Source organism: Parahoeflea alexandrii (assembly GCF_027214025.1).
In the GTDB taxonomy this organism is placed as follows: Bacteria; Pseudomonadota; Alphaproteobacteria; order Rhizobiales; family Rhizobiaceae; genus Hoeflea; species Hoeflea alexandrii_A.
Genome location: NZ_JAPWHB010000001.1, coordinates 1,211,122 through 1,230,822, shown reverse-complemented (window position 1 = coordinate 1,230,822; position 19,701 = coordinate 1,211,122). Strand labels below are relative to the sequence as shown.

Genomic DNA, 19,701 nt, shown 5'->3' with positions numbered 1-19,701 from the left:
GCGAAGGCCGGCTATTTTGCTTCGCGATGGAAAGCGCTCCTCTGGAGCGCGCCGGAAAATAGCTGGGCGCAGCCATTGCCGGTCCGGCCCGCTTGACGGCCGATCGCCCTCTCGAAGGCCGGGTCGCGGGCCTTTCCGCCGCAACGGGATGCAGCCTCGTGCGATGCGGCGATGGCTGCCGCTGCCCCGCGCTTATCCCTTCCGGTTATGTCGCCAGGACAAGAAAACGGGCGACGTCCTCCGGGGCGAGCTGCTGGCGGACCGCTGCCCGCAGAGCGTCGATGCCGAAGGTGCGGAGATCCTCGTTGAAGTCCGCGAGCGCCGGCGACAGCACGATCGCCTCGATGCCGGCGGCGTTCGCCCGCTCGATCAGGCTGTCGCGCGCGCCATCGCCGGCCGGATCGTCGTCGCGGACGATGTAGAGTCTGCGCAGTGCCGCCGGGAACAAGATAGCGGCAAGGTGTGCGGCCGACAGCGCGGCGACCTTCGGCATGTGGGTCAGGACACAACGCAACGACAGGATCGTCTCGATGCCTTCTCCCGCCGCTATCACGTCGTGCGCCACGCCGAACCGGACCGCATGGCCGAGAAGGTCGCCCATTGCCCGCCTCGGCGTGTCGATCGGCGCCTTGCCGTCGCCATCGGGGGAAAGCCAGGTGCGGTGCGCGCCGGTGATCTGGCCGTCGAGGTCCGTGACGGAAGCAATCATCGCCGGCCAGGTCTCGGTCGGCGAATGCTCGTCGGGCCGATAATAGCAGCGCGGGTGGAAGCGGAGCGATCCGGCTCCGTGCAAAGCCGTAATGCCGCGTTTCCGTAAGTACGCTTCTGCGACTGTACCCGTAATCGGCTGCGACATGGCGAAGAGCCGTCGTGCCGCTTCGCGCGAACCCATTGGAGCAGACGTCATCGTGCGTCTGTTCGCGGATTGCTCCGCTTCAGGATGCGGTAGGCTGAGAAACCGCCGCGCCTCGTCGGCAACGTCCTTGAAGTCGACAAGGTCGCAGCTCCCCCGGATCACGTCGAGCAGATCACCATGCTCGCCGGTCGCCGCGTCGGTCCATTTGCCCGCCGCGCCCTTGCCGGTTTCGGGTCCGATCAAGCGGACGAACATGGAGCGACCGGGCGTATTGCGGACATCGCCGACCATCCAGTAGCGGCCCTCCCGCCGTCCGCTGGAGAGATATTTGCGGCACACCGCCTCGGCCTGCCGGCCGAGACGGTGCGCCAGTTCGGATGCATCGCGGGGCATCATGCAGCCTCCCGGTCGGCGATACGTTCGATCGGGAAGCGATCCAGCAGTGCGGCGAGGGTCGCAGGACCGGATGTGTCAGTCGGAACGAACAGGCGGAACTTCCAGGAGATGATCTCGCCAAACAACCCATAGGCCTTGAGGCGGTCGCGCATGGTGTCGGTGAAGCCGGAGAGCTCGATCCGGTTCGCGCCCATGACGCGCGCACGGCGAAGCTGCAGGCCTTCGGCGAGGTCGAAAATCGTCCGCCCACCCATCAGCGCCGCAAACGCTTCTTCCGGAGAGAGCGCCGTCGTGCCGGTTGTTGTTGCGTTTGCCGCCCAGGCCGGCGAGACCTTGCGGCCGATGACGCGCTCGCCCGTATCGGTCTGGAGCCGATAGACCCGCGTCGACTCGTTCGGCAGGCGCTTCCAGATCGGCAGCAGGAGGCCCGCGACCATGTGAATGGTGCTGTCGGTGAATTCGGGCACCGTTGCGACTTCCGCCTCCCAGGCTTTCGTAAATGCCACGCGGTCGGCTTCCACCCAATGGGTGTCGCCCATCATGGCGACAGGCACATTGGTCGCCTCCATCGGCCTGATCAGGCGCACGCGGCGCTTGACCGCGCCGTCATCGTCGATCACGCTTGTGGTCGGGATACGCACTGCGGCTCGTCGGGAGCGCTCGTTGACTAGGAGCGCCGCGCGGGGATCGGTGAGATGGTCGAGCGCCTCATCGAGTGTCACCGGCCGGTTGCGCACACGCTGGGCGATGGTGAGCAATGTCGTCACTGCGCCGGTCGCGGGATGCGTGTGGATGGCCTGGCGCTCGAGAACGGTGAAGCTCTCGGCGCGCAAGGTTTCGAGCCCGACATCATATGTGCCGCTGGCGATCGCGCCTTCGATCCGGGCTGACAGGATTTGCTCGAAGCTCGCGAACAGAATGTTCTGCAGGTCGATGGTGAGCGCCAGCAGCCGGTTGAGGAAGGTGGTGATTGGCGGCAGCTCGTCCTTGATTCCATTGGCGTCGGCGAGTTTGAGGCCGGTCGCCTCCTCGAAGGTCTGGAGCGGGCAGCCCTCGACCTTGCCGGCGACGATCAGCAGATAGAGCCGGCGCAGCGCATCGCGCGCATAGACGCTTTCGAGGTTGTCCTCGGCGCGGAACAGGCCCTGGCCGCCGGTCTGGCGCTGACCGCGTGTGATGGCGCCGAGTGTGTCGAGCCGCCGCGCGATGGTGGAGAGGAAGCGCTTTTCCGCCTTCACATCGGTCGCCACCGGCCGGAAGAGCGGCGGCTGGGCCTGGTTGGTGCGGTTGGTCCGCCCCAGGCCCTGGATTGCGGCATCGGCTTTCCAGCCCGGCTCCAGCAGATAGTGGACCCGTAGCCGCCGGTTCTTTGCCGCGAGATCGGCGTGATAGGAGCGACCAGTACCGCCCGCGTCCGAGAAGACGAGGATGCGCTTGGCGTCGTCCATGAAGGCCTGGGTCTCGGCGAGGTTGGCGGCTACTGCGCGGCTTTCGACCGCAAGACGGTCGGCCGTGGCGCCGGCACCCGGCTTGCGGATGATGCGGCGCGATCGGCCTGTCACCTCGGCCACCATGTCCGTGCCGAAGCGCTGGACGATTTGGTCGAGCGCGCCTGGCACGGGCGGCAGCGATGCGAGCTTTTCGATCAGCCGGTCGCGCCGGGCGATGGCCTCGCGGCTTTCGACGGGCTGGCCGTCGCGGAACACCGGCCGCGAGCAAAGATTGCCCTCGGAGTCGGTGAAGGGCTCGTAGAGCTGCACCGGGAAGGAGTGCGCCAGATAGTCGAGCACATATTCGCGCGGCGTGATGTCGACCTGGATGTCGTTCCAGTCCTCTGTCGGAATCTCGGCCAGGCGCCGCTCCATCAGCGCTGCACCGGTTGAGACGATCTGGATGGCCGCCGCATGGCCGGCGGCGAGATCGGCCTCGATAGAGCGGATCAGCGACGGCGTTTTCATCGCCGTGATGAGGTGATTGAAGAAGCGTTGCTTGGCGCTCTCAAAGGCCGAACGGGCAGCGGATTTCGCCTGCCGGTTCATCGTTCCCTCGCTGCCGGTGACATTGGTCGCCTGCATGGCTGCGTCGAGATTGTTGTGAATGATCGCGAATGCGCCGGCATAGGCGTCATAGATGCGCCGTTGCTCGTCGGTGAGCTGGTGCTCGAGCAGCTCATATTCGACGCCTTCATAGGAAAGCGAACGGGCCTGATAGAGGCCGAGCGCCTTCAAATCGCGCGCCAGCACCTCCATCGCCGCGACCCCGCCATCCTCGATCGCCTCGACGAATTCTGCGCGGGTGGCGAAGGGGAAGTCCTCGCCGCCCCACAGGCCAAGCCGCTGGGCGTAGGCGAGATTGTGCACCGTGGTGGCCCCGGTCGCCGAGACATAGACCACGCGCGCATCGGGCAATGCGTGCTGCAGGCGAAGCCCGGCGCGGCCCTGTTGTGATGCGGCCTGGTCGCCGCGCTCGCCCTTCGATCCGGCGGCGTTCTGCATGGCGTGGCTTTCGTCGAAGATGATCGCTCCATCGAAGTCAGAGCCCAACCAATCGACGATCTGCTGGACCCGCGAAACCTTCAATCCGCGCTCGTCAGAGCGCAGCGTGGCGTAGGTGGCAAAAAGGATGCCTTGCGAGAGTCGGATCGGCGTGCCCTGGCGAAAGCGCGACAGCGGCGTGACGAGCAACCGTTCCTGTCCGAGCGCTGACCAGTCGCGCTGCGCGTCCTCGATCAGCTTGTCGGACTTGGATACCCAGACCGCGCGGCGGCGGCCCTTGAGCCAGTTGTCGAGCAGGATGCCGGCGACCTGGCGGCCCTTGCCCGCGCCGGTGCCGTCGCCCAGGAACCAGCCGCGTCGGAAGCGGACGGCACCGTCCTGATCGTCCGCCGCAGCGGTGACGACATCGAAGGTCTCATCAACGGTCCACGCGCCGGGCAGATGATGGCTATGAGCTTCGCCGGCATAGATGACGCTTTCGAGCTGGGCGTCCGACAGGAGGCCGGTTCCGCCGAAATTTGCCGGAAGATGCGGGCGATAGCTCGGTATCGGCGGTGCGACCGAGGCCATGGCTGCCGACTGCACCAGCTTGGTCGGATGGATCTGAGAGCCGGAAATACGGATCGACTGAAGCGCGTATTCCTCATAAAGCGCATCTGTGAGCCGTCCGCCGTCCGGCGGGTTCCATTCGAGGGTCTCATAGGCAAGTTCTTCGCCCGCGGGGGCGGCAATGGCAGAGGCCTTCTCGACCGCGCCCGCGTGACATGACGAACGATTGTTCGGGTCGGAGGGCGCAGGACGAAGTGGCGCGATGGTCGGAAGCGAGACCGACTCCCTCGGCGGAAGGTTCGCCTCGGTCCAGCCAAGCAGCGTCGCCGGATCGGACGCGACACCCGGTGATGCAGGAAACGTGGTCGGATCGTCAGCCGGCAACTTGTCGATGACGGTAAGCCGCGTATCGATGGTCGTTCCGTGCCGCGCATAGACATGGCCGTCGATGGCGGCGGTGAAGACGACACGGCCGTGCTCCTGCAGCCGGACGAAGGCGTCGCGCCATTTAGGCGCGTCGGGCGCAAAGCCCGCGCTAGTGATGGCGACGAGACGTCCGCCCGGCGCCAGGCGCACCAGCGCCGAGGCGACATGGCGATAGGCGGAGTCGGCCATGCGTCCCGAGACATTCGCCATCGCCGAGAAGGGCGAGTTCATGACGACGACGCTGGGCACGAGGTTGGCGTCCAGATAGTCATCGATCTGCGCCGCATCAAAGCGAGTGACCGGGATGGCCGGAAAGAGGGAGGAGAGAAGATCCGCGCGCGCGTCGGCAAGTTCGTTGAGAATGAGCCTGCCACCGGCGATCTCGGCGAGGATGGCGAGAAGCCCGGAGCCCGCCGAGGGTTCCAGCACGGCATCCTGCGGCGTGATCGCGGCCGCGGTGGCCGCGACAAAGCCAAGCGGAATCGGCGTCGAGAATTGCTGGAAGGCCTGACTTTCTTCGGAGCGGCGGGTATGGGTCGGGAGAAGATCGGTGATCTTCGCGAGCAGCGGTAGCGCGGCGGCCGGAGAGCCGGCTTTGCGCAAAAGCACTTTGCCGTATTTGCGCAGGAACAGGATGGTCGCCGCCTCGCAGGCGTCATAGGCCAGCTTCCAGTCCCAGGCGCCGTCGGCATCGGAGCCGCCATAGGCGGTCTCCATGGCGTTCCTCAGGATTGGCGCATCGATTTTGCGGCCCTGTTCGAGATGAACGAGAAGCGTCCGGGCCGCATCGGCGGCGTGCGGGATCGGTTCGGCATCGGCGAGCGGATGTGTGGCGGCGCCGCGGGCCGCGGCGGGGATCATTTGCGTCATGGAGGAGACCTCGGGAGAGCGGGAACGGGTCGAACCAGACAGCGCTCTCTCTTTGACTGTCCCGGTTCAAACCCGCCCTGGCCATCCTCTCCCTCTCACGGCTCCGGCGGCACATAGGCCTCGTAGGGATTGCCCTCGGCGAGGTGGCAGAAGGGTGTGAAGACGAAGGCCTCGCCGTCGCGACCGACGGCGCCGATGACGTCGCGCGCTGTGTCCGTCGCGACGTCGACACACTCCGGACACGAAAAACGCCCGGTGCGGAGACCGGGCGTTGTCGAGTTCATGGTGTAGGACACGGGGCGGCGCGGGACCGCCCCGCGTCTGACTATTCGGCGGCCACGGGCTGAGGCTCGTCGGTGGGTTCACCGTTGATCTCCTCCTCGTCGGCGAGAAAGGCCGGCAGCGGTTCGGATTCCCCACTGTTCGCCCCGGAGGTCACGTCATCGTCCAGCGCCGGAAGGCGAAGCGGTTCGGGCAACCAGCCGCTGTCTGCGAGGAGGCGCTCGGCTTCCTTGGCCATGTCTGGCTTCTTCAGATGGTCGATGAGCTGCGCGGTCTCTTCGCCCTTCGCCTCGCGCACCGCTTCGAGGATACGCGGCTTCGTCACCCGGCCGAAATAGTTGTCGACGGTCGGACGCCAGCCGACCTCCACCATGTCGAGACCGGTAGCCCGCGCCAGCCGGTCCGCTTCGTGGATGCGCTGCTGCACACCGTGCACGCTCGGCCCGGCGCCGTAGGGGTTGGCCTTCTCGTGGAGCGCGTTGACACCGTAGGAGACGCAATGGGCCAAGAGGGCCATGCGGCTTGCGTCGTCGAGAGCATCGAGCCTCTCCCAGAGCGCGTCATCGTCGCCGAGGGGAAGATCGCCCTTCCACGCCTCTTGCCGGTCGTCAACGGACTTGGCGGATGCACTGTCCTTCAGATCATCGGCCTGCACTGGAAAGAACACATGTCGGACCGAGGCCTCCAGGCATCCCGGCGAGGAGAGGCGCTGGAAGGTATCGCACACCAGTTTGTGTAGCAGCGCGGTCATGGCGATGTGCGGATTGTTGGCCAGCGCGTCGCGCAGCGCCAGCGTGCGGTGTGCGGTCAGTTCGATCACCAGCCGCTCGGGCAGCGGCTTGATAGCATCGTCCTCGTCATCCTGCGGCTCAGGTTCGCCGCAGACCGAAATGACCTTGTGCTGACCGTCGCTGCCCGGCGTTTGGCCGCCAACGCCGGTGTCGCCGTCCGCCGGGGCCTCGTCCTCGGGCCGCACATAACCCCGGTCGACCGACAGCCTGCCATCATGACCAATGCTGACAAACACGCCGGCACGGCCAATCTCGGCAGGATCGTAATGCTTCGGCCTGTCCTCGAACGCGCCGAGTGCTGCCTCGATCTCACCGAGCCGTTCATCCACCTCGTCGGGCAATTCGTCGGCCTCGGCATATTCGGATTCGAGACGGTTATATTCGTCACGCAACGCCTCACGCGTCGCGCGTTCCTCGTCGGTAAGATCGACCGGTGTGCCGGCAAGCTGTCGCAGGCCTTGCGTATGGCCGTAGGGAAAATCGGCGGCGACCTCGATCCACTTCCAGCCTTCGCCGGCGATAGTCTCCGCCTCGGCCTTGAGCCTGTCGGCGACGAGACGCTCCAGCAGCGGCACGTTCTCGACCCAGCCGCCATCATCGTCCTGGAAGAGATCGCGCATGACGGTGCCTCCAGCCTCTTCATAGGCCTCGACGGTCACGAAGCGCACGCGTCGGTCGGCGGCGCGCACGGTGTTTTCCGTCAGCATGCGGCGGATCTGGTAGGGTTCCTTCGACCAGCTATGCTGGATCGACTCCCAGACCTGTTCCTGACGTGCATGATCGGCGGAGACGGTGAAGGCCATGAGCTGCTCGAGCGTCATCCCGTCTTCGGCATAGAGATCGAGGAGCTTCTCCGACACTGTGACCAGCTTGAGCCGCTGCTTGACGATATTGACGGAAATAAAAAAGCGCGCGGCGATCTCCTCCTCGGTCATGCCCTGGTCCCGGAAGGTCTGGAAGGCGCGGAACTGGTCGAGCGGGTGCAGCGGCGCGCGCTGGACGTTCTCGGCCAGCGAATCCTCCTCCGCCGAAATGTCGCTGCCGGCCTCGCGCACGATGCAGGGCACGGGCGCGGTCCTGGCGAGGCGCTTCTTCTTGGCGAGGAGCTCGAGCGCCCGGTAGCGCCGGCCGCCGGCCGGGATCTCTAACATGCCGGTCTCCTTGCCGTCGGCGTCGAGGACCGGCCGCACATTGAGGCTTTGCAGGAGGCCGCGGCGGGCGATGTCCTCGGCCAGTTCCTCGATCGAGACGCCGGCCTTCAGGCGCCGGACATTGGACTGGCTGAGCACGAGCTTGTTGAAGGGGATGTCGCGCGAGGCGCTGAGGGTGATCTTCTGATTGGCATTCGCCATGATGATGTACTCCACGACGGGCGCCGAGAGCCTCTCTCTCGACTTCCAACCCGTCACGAAAACCCCATCCCTTCTCTAACTCTCCGGACCGCGGGGTTGGCTTTCGGTGACTGGAAGCCAACATTCCGGGAAGTCGCGCGCGGATACACCCGAGCCCGCCAGATTATCCGACAGGCATTCAGATTTCGCCTCGAGCGCGCAGACTGACCTCCTGGCCGATGCCGACGATGATGTGGTCATGCAGCGTCAGACCCAGAACCGTGCAGCCTTTCTGAATTTCCTTCGTCATTGATATGTCGGCTCGCGACGGTTCAGGATCACCGGAAGGATGGTTGTGCACGAGGATCAGCGCAGTCGCGTTAAGCTCGAGACCACGTTTGAGAACTTCCCGGGGATAGACCGGCACGTGATCGACAGTCCCGATGGAGAGGCACTCATCCGACACGAGACGGTTCTTCCGATCGAGATAGAGGACATGAAACCGCTCCACTTCGCCGCGAATGGTCAGCGCGCAATAATCCAGCACCGCCTGCCAGGATGACAGGACCGGGTTCTGATTGAGGTGACGCAGCAGGATCTGGCGCGCCTCATAGATGACGACTTGTTCCTCAGCCGACAGCGGCGCGGATTGAGGTTCCATAGCAAATGTCTTCTGATGTCGGGTCATGATCACGTCTCCCGACGGGCAGCAGGCCCGATGCCGAAGCTTTAAACCCGTCACGAGGCAAGGCGCCGCCCTCGTCCTTTGAGAGAGCGGCGCAGGATCGCAAAGCCGGAGAGCCGGAAATCAGGGTTTCCGGGTTTCCGTGTCGGCGGATTTCCGGGTGAGCGCGGCATCGCCGCGGGCGCGGGCGTAAAGAATGCGCTCGACCGCACGTATGCTGTCAGCCTCTCTTGCCGCCTCAGCCCAGACCGAGATCGGGAAATCCCCGGTAAAGAGCAGGTCCCGCTCGATCCGCATACCGAAGGGCAACTGGATGGACTCCATTTCCTCCAGCGAGAAACTGCCAAGTTCCGGACAGCCGAGATCGGCAAGGCCGAACAGGGTATCGCCGTCCGGATCCAGATCGGTCGCGAGCCAGACGCCTTCGCCGAGCGGATTGAAGAATTTCACGACCGGCACATTGTCGACGTCGCTCCGACGACCGTTGGCGAGCAGGCGAAGGCGCAGATCGGGTGTCAGGAGGTTCATGCCGCCCTCCTGCCGATCAAGTCGGCGCCGACGGTGGAGCTGTCGGCATCCGGAAGGAAGGACAGAAGCCAGTCTGCAGCCTTGCTCGCCTGACTGGCGGCACGGACGATTGCGCGGTTGTCCTCGCGCAGCACCTCGAGCCAGGAGCCGATATAGTCGGCGTGCCGGACAGTAGGGGTGATGCCGAGCGAGGCGCAACAGAAGGCGGCATTGATTTCCGCGATCAACTCCTCGAAGGCATATCTCTTCGATCCAAAGGAGCCGGTCATATCGCGGTTCAGCCGGGACGTATGGCCGCTGGCGTGGCCAAGTTCATGCAGGGCCGTACGGTGCCAGTCGATCGGCTCGAAATAGGCCTGCGGCGGCGGCACCTGCACATAGTCGTGAGCCGGCACATAGAAGGCCCGATTTCCGCCGATGCGGAAATTGATGCCGGTCGCCTTGATGAGGGCCTCGACACGCGGTTCTATCAAACCCGTCGGCACCGGCGGCGCGGCCGTCGCCACGTCTTCGGGCAGGTTTTCGCACTGGTCGGTGTTGAAGACAGTGAAGCGCTTCAGGAACGGGATCGCCTGGGCGTCCTCACCGGTCTCTCGCGCACGACGCTTCTCGTCTTCCGGCACGAAGCGGTCGGCATAGACGACGGTGGTGCCGCGCTCGCCCTTGCGCACATTGCCGCCAAGCGAAAGCGCCTGACGGAAGGTGAGCCAGCTCTGGCCAGAAAAGCCGCGCTCAATCACCGTGCCCCAGAGCAGCAGCACGTTGATTCCGGAATAGGTCCGGCCGGTCGAAGCATTCTTCGGCATGGCGACCGGCGCCTTCGCCGCCGCTGTGCCCCAGGGCTGGACCCAGGGCACGCTGCCGGCTTCAAGCTCGGCGATGATCTTGTCGGTGATCTCGGAATAGAGACTGGTCCGGTCGCGCCTGGCGCCTGTATTTCGCTTGTGTCTGGACATCGCGGTTCTCCGCGACGGGCGCCAAGGGTCTCTCCCTCGGCTTCCAACCCGTCACTGCCAACCGGTCCGCACTCTCACTCTCGGGGCGTTGCGGGGTGTCCCCGCAGAAGGGGTCGGCCGAGACCACGGGCCTCGGCCGCAGGGGAAGGCTTTCCCCTTCCCATCTTGCCAGATCGCGATCCGTACAGTTCCAATCAGCGGTTTTTGACTTACAATTGGCCGAAATCCGGCTTGTGCGCCCTCCATTGGGGCTGTGATGGCTCAATGTGGCTCGTGACCGTTTCAGACGCCGCAAGAGGCCTGCCCGAAACCGTTTACATTTTTCGGAGAGGGGTCCTTTCAAGCTATGTTGCATGCTCGTTGATGGCCGCCGGTTGCAGTCGTATTCACAACCTGCTAACAGTCATATTTGAAGGCTAAATATGGAATGAACATCAGATATGGTGGTTAAGGTAAGTTCCTTGAACGCGCGGCGAGCCCTTGAGGCTCTGGGCGCGAATATCAAGACGGCGCGTCGGAAGCGGCGCATCTCCGTGCAGGGATTCGCCGAGCGGGTCGGCGTGTCCGAGAGCACCATCAGCCGCCTCGAGAAGGGGGACGATGGCGTCAGCATCGGCACGCTGGCGATGGCCTGCCTCGTACTTGGCGAGATCGGGCGGATTTCGGACTTCCTCGATCCGGGATCCGACGACACCGGACTGCTTCTCGACAGACAAGCACTCCCCAAGCGGATCGATCGGAAACGAGGCTCCAGGCCGACAGGGTCCGCAAAGGACGAAACCGCTCTTCCGAACAGCGACGATGATGAAGGGGTCGGTTTCTGATGCCCGAAGCGATCGTCGCCCTCGGCGAGGGCAAGCGTGTCGTTGGCCGTCTGCGCTTCGAGAGCGACGGGCGGCGCCAGCATTCGCAATTCGAATACGCCGCCGAGTGGCTGGCGGCCCCCGACCGTTTCGCTCTCTCTCCCGGCTTGCCTCTGCGCGAGGGGAGCCATTACAGCGCGGGCCGCAACGACAGGCGCTCGGCGTTGCCGGGATGCTTTGCCGATGCCGCCCCGGATTCCTGGGGTCGCGCGCTGATGACCAGGGTCCTGGGCGGTGGTCTCAGCGAGTTCGATTATCTGGTGTTGTCCGATGATCGAACACGGCAAGGCGCGTTGCGATTTCTCGGGGAAGACATGGAGCCGCTGTCGGATCTGACGCCGCCCATCCCGCGACTGGTCGAACTGGAACGATTGCGTGCGCTTGCGCAGCGGTTCGAGCGGGATCCCGGCGGCGCGGAGGCGGAAGCGCGCGACCTGGCCGGCGTGGCCGGGTCGCTTGGCGGCGCCCGTCCGAAGGCCAATGTCGAGGGCGACGGACATCTCTGGATCGCCAAGTTCACCTCCGCCCAGGACACCAGACCTGTCGAGCGAGTCGAGGTCGCCGCGTTGAAACTCGCGGCCCGATGCGGATTGCGGGCCGCCGAGGCGAAGCTCGAACTGCGCGACAGCGACAGCCCGATCGCGCTCATTAAAAGGTTCGATCGCCGCGGCAATACACGCATCCCCTATATTTCGGCCCGCACCGCGCTCGACTGGGACAGCGACGAAGGCGGGTTCTACACCGATATCGCCGACGTCATCCGGCAGATTTCCAGCAAGCCCGTCTACGATCTGCACGAACTCTGGCGGCGGATCGTCTTCACCATCCTCGTGTCCAACTCGGACGACCATCTGAAGAACCATGGTTTCATCTATGCCGGTGGCGATCGATGGAGGTTGTCACCGGCCTTCGACATTAACCCCTCTCCGTCACGCCACAGAGTACTGGAAACCGGCATTATCGAAGGCGGCTCGTTCGATGCCTCCCTCGACATCGCGCTGGAGGCGTGCGGGTTCTTCGAACTGACGCCGGCCGACGCCAGGCAGCAAGCATTTCAGATGGCCGAGACGATCGCGAGCAACTGGAAGCAGGCCCTGCGCGATGAAGGCGCCTCATCCGGTGACCTGCGAACTTATGCCGATGCATTTGAGCACACCGAATCGCGGAAAGCCTTGCGGTTGAACCTGTAAGACGTAGGTTGGCTGCCGCGGCCACTCGTGAATCGTCAAAATTCATTCGTCAGCGGATCGAGAGCGATAGACACGAGGGTCGAGACCCAAAGGGCTCACAATATGACCGATGCTTCAGACCCGACGCGAACCAAATTCGCGGAGAACACAATGACTGAAAATGCGTCATATCAGACCCCATATCCACCAAGATCGCTCTGGGGTTTCACCGTTGGATCGGGACCTAGCGTTTTTCGATCATCGACGGCGTCATCGAAGGCGGGATCAGCGCCGCTTGTCAGCCACCACATCAAGATTGCCAGTATGCTCGCAAAGCTTGCTACAGTGAAGGCTTGCCATTCCGATGACGGTCATGCAAGATCGAGCCGTACAGCAAGCGCGACGAGGACGAGCTGTAAAAGACAGAGAAAGCCCTGAGAGGTTTTTCGCCATCGGCAAAAGGCAGCTGCAAGGCGGAGGATCCCGCGAGGGCGGGAAATAACGTCAACATGGCAGTGAATACGCCATCACTAGTGCCTCCGAGAAGCTCCAGCATGAGCGGCAAAGCCTCATACCAAAACCCGAAGCCGCCAAAAAAATGACGCCGACCAGTAGATAGACCCAAATGTGAAATGTCCCATCGGTGAAAATAATCGATGGCCGAACTCACGCTTTAGATATGCATCTCCCCCCGAACCTTTTACCTTTCCCAATGCCTATCTTTTTACGATCTTGATAAGATACCAGAGCACCTCAACGTCTTTTCCCTTTCCAATCAGGTCGTGCCCGTCCGTGTTGACCATGTGTGGGATATCGATTTCAGCCAACGGGTCGGTGCACTCGACCCTAAGCAGCTGACCGTTTCCAATGGTTTTTATGGCCTTTCGGGCCCTGATCACGGGGAGAGGGCACTTGAGGCCGCGGGTGTCTAGAATCTGGACGTTCATCTCGTCCTGCTCACGATCGTGTTGACGTCGGCGGTCGATAGAAAATATCCGTGGGCCCTGATGGGCTCGCTCGCCGGCAACTTGATGATCATGTCACCAGCGCCAAGCAAATCCTCTGCGCCGACATCGTCAAGTATAATTTGCGATTCGGTCGCCTTTTGTACAGTTAAAGCTATGCGTCCAGGAATGTTCGATCGAATGAGACCACTGAATGTCTTGGCGTCCGGACGCTGCGTTGCTAGGATCAAGTGGATGCCAGCGGCGCGAGCTTTTTGGGCAAGTCTGGCGATCTTCGTTTCTGCCGACCGATCTACTAGGACAAGCTCAGCCAGTTCATCAACACAGGCGACGATGTAGGGGAGTTGCGTTCCTCTGCCATTTGCGTCCTTTATGTTATCGACACCCAGCGTTTCGAACCGCTTGTACCGGCCATCCATTTCCTCAATGAGATTATCGAGCAGATCCGCTGACGCCTGTTCGCCAGCGGCAATCTGTTCATTCCAGAGGAATTTGCTCTTTGTGTATTTGTTGAACTCGACACGCTTTGGATCGATCAGCGCAAGCTTGAGGTAGGAAGGTGTATACTTTTCGATCAGCGAGGTGAGCAGCGCATGGACGCAGACGCTCTTTCCCTGACCGGTTGAACCGCCAACCAACAGGTGCGGCACTGCCTGAAGGTTAAAAGCGACGGGGTTCCCGGTGACGTCCACACCGGGGCAAACATAGAGGCCGTCCTGTGGCTGTTTTGCGACCGCGTCGAGAAATTCACGTGGCCCGGCGACGGTCCATGTGTCCTTTGGACGCGCGATGTCGATCGTTACGGTCTTTGCCACATCACTGGTGGCGATGACCGGTCGCTGATTTTGTAGTCCGAGTACGAGCGCCAGACTGTCGGCACCGCGCCGCAGGCGATCAAACTGGTTGACGTCTTTCAATGTAACGCGGTACCTCGACAAGCGGGGGCCATGCATGACACTGCGAACCTCGGCCGAGACACCGATCTCCTTCAGCGCCTTCGTCAGGGTGGATGACATGTCCTCTATCGGTTGAAAAACCTGTGCCGCTTCGCTCGAACGCGCGGCGTCGGATGCAATCTCGGGGAGTTCGGCGCGCCTACGGGCTAAGGTCGTGACGAATGTATCGTAGTTCTCGGCACTATCCCGCCAGTCGTCGATCAGGAGTTTAGCTCCCCTGTGCCAGTGCGCGCGCAACTGGTTGCGCAAAGCTTCCATCGAATCGATTTTGAGGCCGTTAAACAACTGCGCATGTGATACGAAAAAGCCAATCCAGAGCGCTACATCCTCTTGGCTAAAGAGCGACGAGGCCGGTATCTCAAGGCCTTTGGCGTCGAGATTTTCGTCTGGCAGTGACGCAAGTCCGAGTGAGCGGCCAATTGCAAGACGCGCCACATTCGCTTTTGTTGACAGACCAAGTGCTTCCATCAGGTACTTCGTTTGGCCATCAGCAACCGCAGAGGTGCGAAATCGTGATGACATCACTTGCTGCAGGCTGAGTGTGCTCACGCCTTCTCCTCCGCAAAATATTGATCGGCCTTTGCCGTCGTCCGACCAATTCCGTCACCTACGTCCACATGGGTTAGAAGATACGTCTTCGCAATGCTCCCGCCGATCCTGGTGTGCAAGGCAGCGTCGATTTCTTCGTCCTGGCTAAGCAGGATAACTTGGCGGTTCTTGTCAGATGTCCAGAAACGCAAAATGTTGTCACGGTGACGGCTGTCGAGACGGCCGAGCGGCGTATCTACGACAAGCGGTGCTTTTACTCCTGAAACTTTCGCCAATCCAGCAATGAGCGCAGTGGCAAATATCTGGTTTTCGCCTGCTGACCGGTCGAAAGTCAGAGCCTTGCCAGACTTGCTCAGGATGACAGTTGTTCCGTCGTCCCTTATCTCGATCTTCGCAACTTGGCCCTTATGGGCAAGCTGCTTGTAAACCTGGGTCATGCTTGCCGCGAGTTCTTTAACCTTGAGCGGGAAGAGGGACGGGATTACTTCGTCAATGACCTTGCGGACCCGTTCCGACCGTTCGATCACGGCTCTCGCAGGGGATGACTCGTCGAGCTTACGACGCTCTCGTTCATATTCGGCCCGTTGCGACGATCCCTGTGCCTCAAGGGCCACAAGACGTCGATCCTCACCACGCGCTTCTTCTTCAAGTTCGCCAAGTTGCGATTGCACACGCTTTAGTTCGTCGGTCAGCCCTGAAAGCGTACCATCCCGGTCTATCCCCTCAAGGCGGGAGATTTTCCGGCTGAGGTCCTCGATGCGGTCTTGGTGTTCGGACTGTGCCCGCAAGACATCTTGGATTTCCTGTTGTCCCAGCGATACGGTTTCGAGCGCTTCCAACGTCCGATTTCTTTCTTCGGGCGAAAGATAGTCGTGTTCGACAACTTTGGCACAGTCCTCCGGAGGCGGATAGAACAGGGCCGCCCAGGCGGCATTGATCCGTGTCCGGATCGCTTCCAACTGCTGGTCTGTGAGCGGAGGATCAAGGGGAGGGTCATACTGTCCGGCAAACGCAGCTTCGAATTCGCGCTGCCTTGGTTCAAGGGCGCGCTTTTCGGAATCCCACTGATGAAGTCGGGTCTCTCCGAGGAGCTGCTCACGGAAAACATCCTTGACAGCGCGCGATACAAAATGAAACGGAAGGCGTGAAGTGAGGATCTCCTCGAGGCGGCGCTGAATGTCGCGCAACCGGTTTTTGACCTGCTCGCGCTCCTCAATCAAATCCTTGTAGGTGGCCGTATCACCACCACCGCCTCCCGCCGTTGTGATGCGCTCCATTAGCGAATCAAACTCACCACTCAGTGCGATGCGGCGCTCCTTGATCTCACTGAGCCGCAGCTGGATATCGGAACTCACTCTTTCGGTTTCCGACAGCTCTTGAAAGAGCCGCGCCAGGCGGTCCTCGTCCACATTTGCAACCCCTTCGCGCTTCGAGCGCTCAAAATTCCGCATGCGCTCTGCCAGTGATCGCAACAGCACGACCCCGAGCAAGCCCTCCAAGCCCACTTTGACCTGTTCGATACGGTTCTGATCCGCCAGCTTTTTAACTTCTTCACCGTCGAAGAAGAAAAAGGGAGCGATATGGGCAGGAATGAAAGCGTCGTCAAGGACGTTCGATAAATGAAATCCGCCTTTGCCATCTGACCGCGGCAACTCTGGAATCCCACGAACGATTTCCCTGAAGGTAGTTTCTTCGTCGATCCAAGCGCCGTTCGATCGAAAATACCATTTGCGGCTGATCTCGACGGCACGCGTCTTGTTCTTTTGTATCACGACCTTGACGATCATCGTGTCTCGGCCTTCGCGGAGGGCTTCGCCGTTGAAAGCTTTCTCAAGAAAAGATGGATATCCACGCGAATCGTCCGTCTTGAGGCCGGCACGCGCAAGGTGTGACATTGCGTCTTTCCCATAAAGGCAAAGATAAAGCGCTTCCAAAATGGAAGTCTTGCCATATCCATTCATGCCACCGATGAGGACGACGTTGCGACCCTCGCTCGGCTCGGGAAACTCAAACTCTTGCCGTTGGTACGATTTGAAACATACGAGCTCTATCTTGGAAATCCACATTATCAGTCCATTCGCCCCAGGATTTCTTCTATCCTTTGATAAATCCCTGCGGCGCGTTCCTGATGTTGGCGCGTACGTTGAAGGACGACCAATTCAGTTAAAACATCGATCGGGACACTATGAGCCTCAGCAATTTTGTCGAGAACCGCCATGGCTTCCTTGTCCGACCAGAGCGGCAAATCGCCGACTATGCTGTCTTCATTGTAAAAATCAGACACCGGCAATAGCTCCTTGCGACTGGAGTTCATCGGCCCAGAGTTTCTGGATCTGCTGTAGCTCGGGCTGTGTGATCAGTTCGTCGCCAAACTGGGACTGCACTTTGAGAAGACGCGTGAGAATTTCGCGTCGCGCCTGGATCGTAAACGGACCGGGAATGTGTTTTCCATTGGGATCGAACGTAAGTTTGCCATTGCGGCGGATGGCCTGTCGCATTTCGGGCTTATTGCGGATGGAACGGAGCCAGTCACGAAAATCAATCAGTGGCTGAAAGTGATGCTTCCCGGCATCAACGAAGCCTTGCAGGCTTTTATCCTTTTCGACCACGGTGCAGGTCCAACATCCGAAGCGACTGTTTGAGGTGCCGCAACCGGGGGCCTCATCCGCACTTAAGACGACGGGGCATTCACCACCCTCCGAATCGCGATAGAGTTTAATCAGCGCCGAGTGATCACCACCCCATGGTGCGTGGAAGGTCCCCAAGATTTCCCAGACTTCCTCGATCGCAAGATCGACGATCGGGCGATAGATAAGGGCTCCCGGCAACCTTTCGTGCGGCGTCAGGTTTCCTCCACGATGGTTCTTCCACTTGTCGATCGAACGCTGACGCGACTGGCTTTCGTCCCGGCGCACACCCAGCACAACGATAGCGGCGCCCGATTCAGAAGCCTTTTCTTTGATGTACCCGCTCGTCGGCTGGATCTTCAACCGATCGGTACACCATCGCATTGTCATATTGGGGCTCGGATAACCTTTGCCGATCAGAAGAACCCAGAACGTCTTGTCAGGATCGGGATGGGTCCTCGCAACGGAAATCGGCAGGCCGAGGCTCTCCGATGCAGCGGCGATTTTTGCGGTGACTGCATTCAGGTGTGCAATGACAAGCGGGGACTCGACCATCGTGTCGTTAGAGACGATGTGAACCGGCCGAGTGCGCCGAATCGGCGCGATCTGAAGCAGGGCCTCGAAGATCGCGTGCGTGACAACGGTGCTATCCTTACCGCCGGAAAATCCGATAATCCATGGGTATCGCTGGTGCTCTGACAGATACTCTTGGCGCACGTTTTCAACGACGTCGGCCCAGATCGTATCGATCGTATCGGGAAAATCGTTGGATTGGGGAAGCATGAACATTCACTTACTCTTTCTTCGCGGCGGCCTTGACCAACAGGAGCTCAGCCTGCTCATTTCGGCAATTCCGCTCCACGAACTCCGTTACGGCCCGGCGAACAAGCCAAGCAGCTGACAAATTAAGATCCGCCGCCAGTTTTGACAGAGCAGCATGGTCCGCGGCGTTGACGCTGACGGAAAGCCGAACTGGATAGCGATTGCCTTTCGGTCGTCCCATTCCACTACCTGTGCAAATCGTTCGCACCAACATGCACCACAAAACTGCAAATAACAATTGGCAGTTACGGTTGTCCACTATCCTTGCGTGGTCTACCGGGCTCTGACCGCAGGCAGTCGGCGCGGTGGCCGAACCGTCTCTGGTTCCACTCCGAGATGATCGGCATAACTCTGCCGCAAACGCTCACCGAAATTCGTGAGCCCGAGCATGTAGAGCAAAAGCCGGCTGGACAGAGATTGTCCGGATACTACCATCCGAGCGCGGTCTGCGTCCCAGATAATGTCGTTGAAAGGAGGTCGATCCAAGGAAAGCGGCACTCTTCTCAGTTCTTTGAAGGTCTGTGCGACTGTGCGTCCCTCTCTTAGTTCGGCCGCCGCGTTGACAAATATTTTCAATCCGACGGGTCTTGAGAGTAAGCGGGGGTTTTCGGCTGTTCGCGCGTGGCGAAGCGCCGTTGCCTTCTGCTCGACATCCTCACCAAACACAGTTGACAGCAAGGGCTCCATCCGCGCCAGCCGATCGTAGAAATCAAGGACGCCGGCCTGATAGAACACCAGCCGGTCTTCTGAAAGCCGCACCTTTCCCGCATCCTCGAGCTCGCCTTCATCCCTGCCTTCGACAAAGCGACGAATGATGACATCGTTCACGTCATAAAAGGTGCCGATCGTCGTCCAAAAAGGCGACGACGACGGGATGGCATTGCCAAACCGAGTAACATCGATGACACCGCCATTGAAATGTGGGTGGGAGTCGACCAGGCGCCTTGTGATAATGGCTGCGATATCCACCTCGTCGAGGATGATGATGTCTTTGCGGTTCACGGGGACAGCTTTTTTGTTCAGCGAAATGAACAGACTTCGCGTCCGGATCTTGCCTGCAGGGGTATCCAAATGCGGAACAAATATAAGAGAGAGCTTTTCCTGACCAAGGTCGGGCTGTTCAGCGAGCGCCTGTCGGATACCGGCGAGGCGGTGCTGCCCATCCAGCGCGAACAGCGTTTCCTCGCCGCTGAGCTGAAGGTAACCGACTAGATCCTGATCGCGTTCCGTAACGTCTCCGAGTTCATGCTCAGCGACCTGACTGGAAAGCGAAAACGGGTGCCATTCAGGCTGACCGCCAAGGACCCCGACCACCAGCGAGTTGAAGAAACGATCCTGGTTGCGAATGAGGTAGTCCGCAATGTCGGAGGCTCGCGATCGATCGTCCAGGCGGCGCTGGATCTGTTCGCCCAAGCTGGAGTTTTCAGTCAGAAGACTCGCATAGCCGACCCTCTCGACGATATCATCCAAGGTGACCAAGGCCGAGTAATAATTCCAGTCGCCGAAGGTGCCCTGCATGGCGGGCATAAATAGTTTTCCGGCCATTACTGCCAAGCTCCTCGTCCTGCGCGCACTTCAGCGCTAT

At 61.1% G+C, this 19,701-nt stretch carries 16 protein-coding genes; 2 read left to right on the top strand and 14 right to left on the bottom strand.

The window, feature by feature from the left end:
• Positions 1-205 precede the first annotated feature (205 nt).
• From O4H62_RS06065 to O4H62_RS06035, 7 genes are all read right to left on the bottom strand, one after another.
• Positions 206-1,252 (bottom strand): DUF7146 domain-containing protein, encoded by a 1,047-nt coding sequence (locus tag O4H62_RS06065; protein ID WP_269386229.1) that lies wholly within the window; start codon positions 1,250-1,252, stop codon positions 206-208.
• Positions 1,249-5,583, bottom strand: a complete 4,335-nt coding sequence (locus O4H62_RS06060) for a strawberry notch family protein (protein ID WP_269386346.1) — start codon at positions 5,581-5,583, stop codon at positions 1,249-1,251. Before O4H62_RS06060 ends, O4H62_RS06065 begins: the two co-directional genes overlap by 4 nt.
• A 104-nt stretch (positions 5,584-5,687) precedes the next feature.
• Complete coding sequence (locus O4H62_RS06055; RefSeq protein WP_269386228.1) at positions 5,688-5,876, bottom strand: DUF6117 family protein; 189 nt, start codon at positions 5,874-5,876, stop codon at positions 5,688-5,690.
• Between the two features lie 41 nt (positions 5,877-5,917).
• Positions 5,918-8,017: a ParB/RepB/Spo0J family partition protein gene (locus tag O4H62_RS06050; protein WP_269386227.1), complete on the bottom strand. Its 2,100-nt coding sequence runs from the start codon at positions 8,015-8,017 to the stop codon at positions 5,918-5,920.
• 178 nt (positions 8,018-8,195) lie between these two features.
• On the bottom strand, positions 8,196-8,657 hold the full coding sequence (locus tag O4H62_RS06045) for a JAB domain-containing protein (RefSeq protein WP_269386226.1): 462 nt from the start codon (positions 8,655-8,657) through the stop codon (positions 8,196-8,198).
• A gap of 147 nt (positions 8,658-8,804) precedes the next feature.
• On the bottom strand, positions 8,805-9,209 hold the full coding sequence (locus O4H62_RS06040; protein ID WP_269386225.1) for a DUF2958 domain-containing protein: 405 nt from the start codon (positions 9,207-9,209) through the stop codon (positions 8,805-8,807).
• The gene (locus tag O4H62_RS06035) at positions 9,206-10,165 is read right to left on the bottom strand and encodes an ArdC family protein (RefSeq protein ID WP_269386224.1); all 960 of its coding nucleotides are present in this window, start codon (positions 10,163-10,165) and stop codon (positions 9,206-9,208) included. The genes O4H62_RS06040 and O4H62_RS06035 overlap by 4 nt, the downstream gene beginning before the upstream one ends.
• A gap of 461 nt (positions 10,166-10,626) precedes the next feature.
• Here O4H62_RS06035 and O4H62_RS06030 point away from each other — a divergent pair, with 461 nt between their 5' ends.
• Together O4H62_RS06030 and O4H62_RS06025 are read left to right on the top strand one after the other, a co-directional pair.
• Positions 10,627-10,989: a helix-turn-helix domain-containing protein gene (locus O4H62_RS06030; RefSeq protein WP_269386223.1), complete on the top strand. Its 363-nt coding sequence runs from the start codon at positions 10,627-10,629 to the stop codon at positions 10,987-10,989.
• A complete protein-coding gene (locus tag O4H62_RS06025; RefSeq protein ID WP_269386222.1) occupies positions 10,989-12,218 on the top strand; it encodes a type II toxin-antitoxin system HipA family toxin in 1,230 nt (409 codons plus the stop codon). The genes O4H62_RS06030 and O4H62_RS06025 overlap by 1 nt, the downstream gene beginning before the upstream one ends.
• Before the next feature lie 695 nt (positions 12,219-12,913).
• Here the strand turns inward: O4H62_RS06025 and O4H62_RS06020 are convergent.
• The 7 genes from O4H62_RS06020 to O4H62_RS05995 form a co-directional block, all read right to left on the bottom strand.
• Positions 12,914-13,144 carry a sulfurtransferase TusA family protein gene (locus O4H62_RS06020; protein WP_269386221.1) on the bottom strand — a complete coding sequence of 77 codons (231 nt, stop codon included), beginning with the start codon at positions 13,142-13,144 and terminating at the stop codon, positions 12,914-12,916.
• A complete protein-coding gene (locus O4H62_RS06015) occupies positions 13,141-14,667 on the bottom strand; it encodes a DNA translocase FtsK (protein WP_269386220.1) in 1,527 nt (508 codons plus the stop codon). Before O4H62_RS06015 ends, O4H62_RS06020 begins: the two co-directional genes overlap by 4 nt.
• Positions 14,664-16,733 carry a DNA sulfur modification protein DndD gene (gene dndD, locus O4H62_RS06010; protein ID WP_269386219.1) on the bottom strand — a complete coding sequence of 690 codons (2,070 nt, stop codon included), beginning with the start codon at positions 16,731-16,733 and terminating at the stop codon, positions 14,664-14,666. Before dndD ends, O4H62_RS06015 begins: the two co-directional genes overlap by 4 nt.
• Before the next feature lie 2 nt (positions 16,734-16,735).
• Positions 16,736-16,951 carry a DNA modification system-associated small protein gene (locus O4H62_RS06005; protein WP_269386218.1) on the bottom strand — a complete coding sequence of 72 codons (216 nt, stop codon included), beginning with the start codon at positions 16,949-16,951 and terminating at the stop codon, positions 16,736-16,738.
• On the bottom strand, positions 16,944-18,083 hold the full coding sequence (gene dndC / locus O4H62_RS06000) for a DNA phosphorothioation system sulfurtransferase DndC (RefSeq protein WP_269386217.1): 1,140 nt from the start codon (positions 18,081-18,083) through the stop codon (positions 16,944-16,946). Before dndC ends, O4H62_RS06005 begins: the two co-directional genes overlap by 8 nt.
• A gap of 4 nt (positions 18,084-18,087) precedes the next feature.
• Positions 18,088-18,297, bottom strand: coding sequence for a ribbon-helix-helix domain-containing protein (locus O4H62_RS26500; protein WP_430538378.1), 210 nt, complete (start codon positions 18,295-18,297; stop codon positions 18,088-18,090).
• 92 nt (positions 18,298-18,389) lie between these two features.
• Positions 18,390-19,661 (bottom strand): DNA sulfur modification protein DndB, encoded by a 1,272-nt coding sequence (locus tag O4H62_RS05995; RefSeq protein WP_269386216.1) that lies wholly within the window; start codon positions 19,659-19,661, stop codon positions 18,390-18,392.
• Positions 19,662-19,701: the final 40 nt, after the last annotated feature.

Bases quoted from the DNA above. Each gene is read 5' to 3' on its own strand.
- O4H62_RS05995 (WP_269386216.1), bottom strand. From the start codon at position 19,661: ATGGCCGGAAAACTATTTATGCCCGCCATGCAGGGCACCTTCGGCGAC.
- O4H62_RS06035 (WP_269386224.1), bottom strand. From the start codon at position 10,165: ATGTCCAGACACAAGCGAAATACAGGCGCCAGGCGCGACCGGACCAGT.
- O4H62_RS06045 (WP_269386226.1), bottom strand. From the start codon at position 8,657: ATGGAACCTCAATCCGCGCCGCTGTCGGCTGAGGAACAAGTCGTCATC.
- dndD (WP_269386219.1), bottom strand. From the start codon at position 16,733: ATGTGGATTTCCAAGATAGAGCTCGTATGTTTCAAATCGTACCAACGG.
- O4H62_RS06020 (WP_269386221.1), bottom strand. From the start codon at position 13,144: ATGAACGTCCAGATTCTAGACACCCGCGGCCTCAAGTGCCCTCTCCCC.
- O4H62_RS06050 (WP_269386227.1), bottom strand. From the start codon at position 8,017: ATGGCGAATGCCAATCAGAAGATCACCCTCAGCGCCTCGCGCGACATC.
- O4H62_RS06065 (WP_269386229.1), bottom strand. From the start codon at position 1,252: ATGATGCCCCGCGATGCATCCGAACTGGCGCACCGTCTCGGCCGGCAG.
- O4H62_RS06060 (WP_269386346.1), bottom strand. From the start codon at position 5,583: ATGATCCCCGCCGCGGCCCGCGGCGCCGCCACACATCCGCTCGCCGAT.
- dndC (WP_269386217.1), bottom strand. From the start codon at position 18,083: ATGTTCATGCTTCCCCAATCCAACGATTTTCCCGATACGATCGATACG.
- O4H62_RS06040 (WP_269386225.1), bottom strand. From the start codon at position 9,209: ATGAACCTCCTGACACCCGATCTGCGCCTTCGCCTGCTCGCCAACGGT.
- O4H62_RS06055 (WP_269386228.1), bottom strand. From the start codon at position 5,876: ATGAACTCGACAACGCCCGGTCTCCGCACCGGGCGTTTTTCGTGTCCG.
- O4H62_RS26500 (WP_430538378.1), bottom strand. From the start codon at position 18,297: ATGGGACGACCGAAAGGCAATCGCTATCCAGTTCGGCTTTCCGTCAGC.
- O4H62_RS06025 (WP_269386222.1), top strand. From the start codon at position 10,989: ATGCCCGAAGCGATCGTCGCCCTCGGCGAGGGCAAGCGTGTCGTTGGC.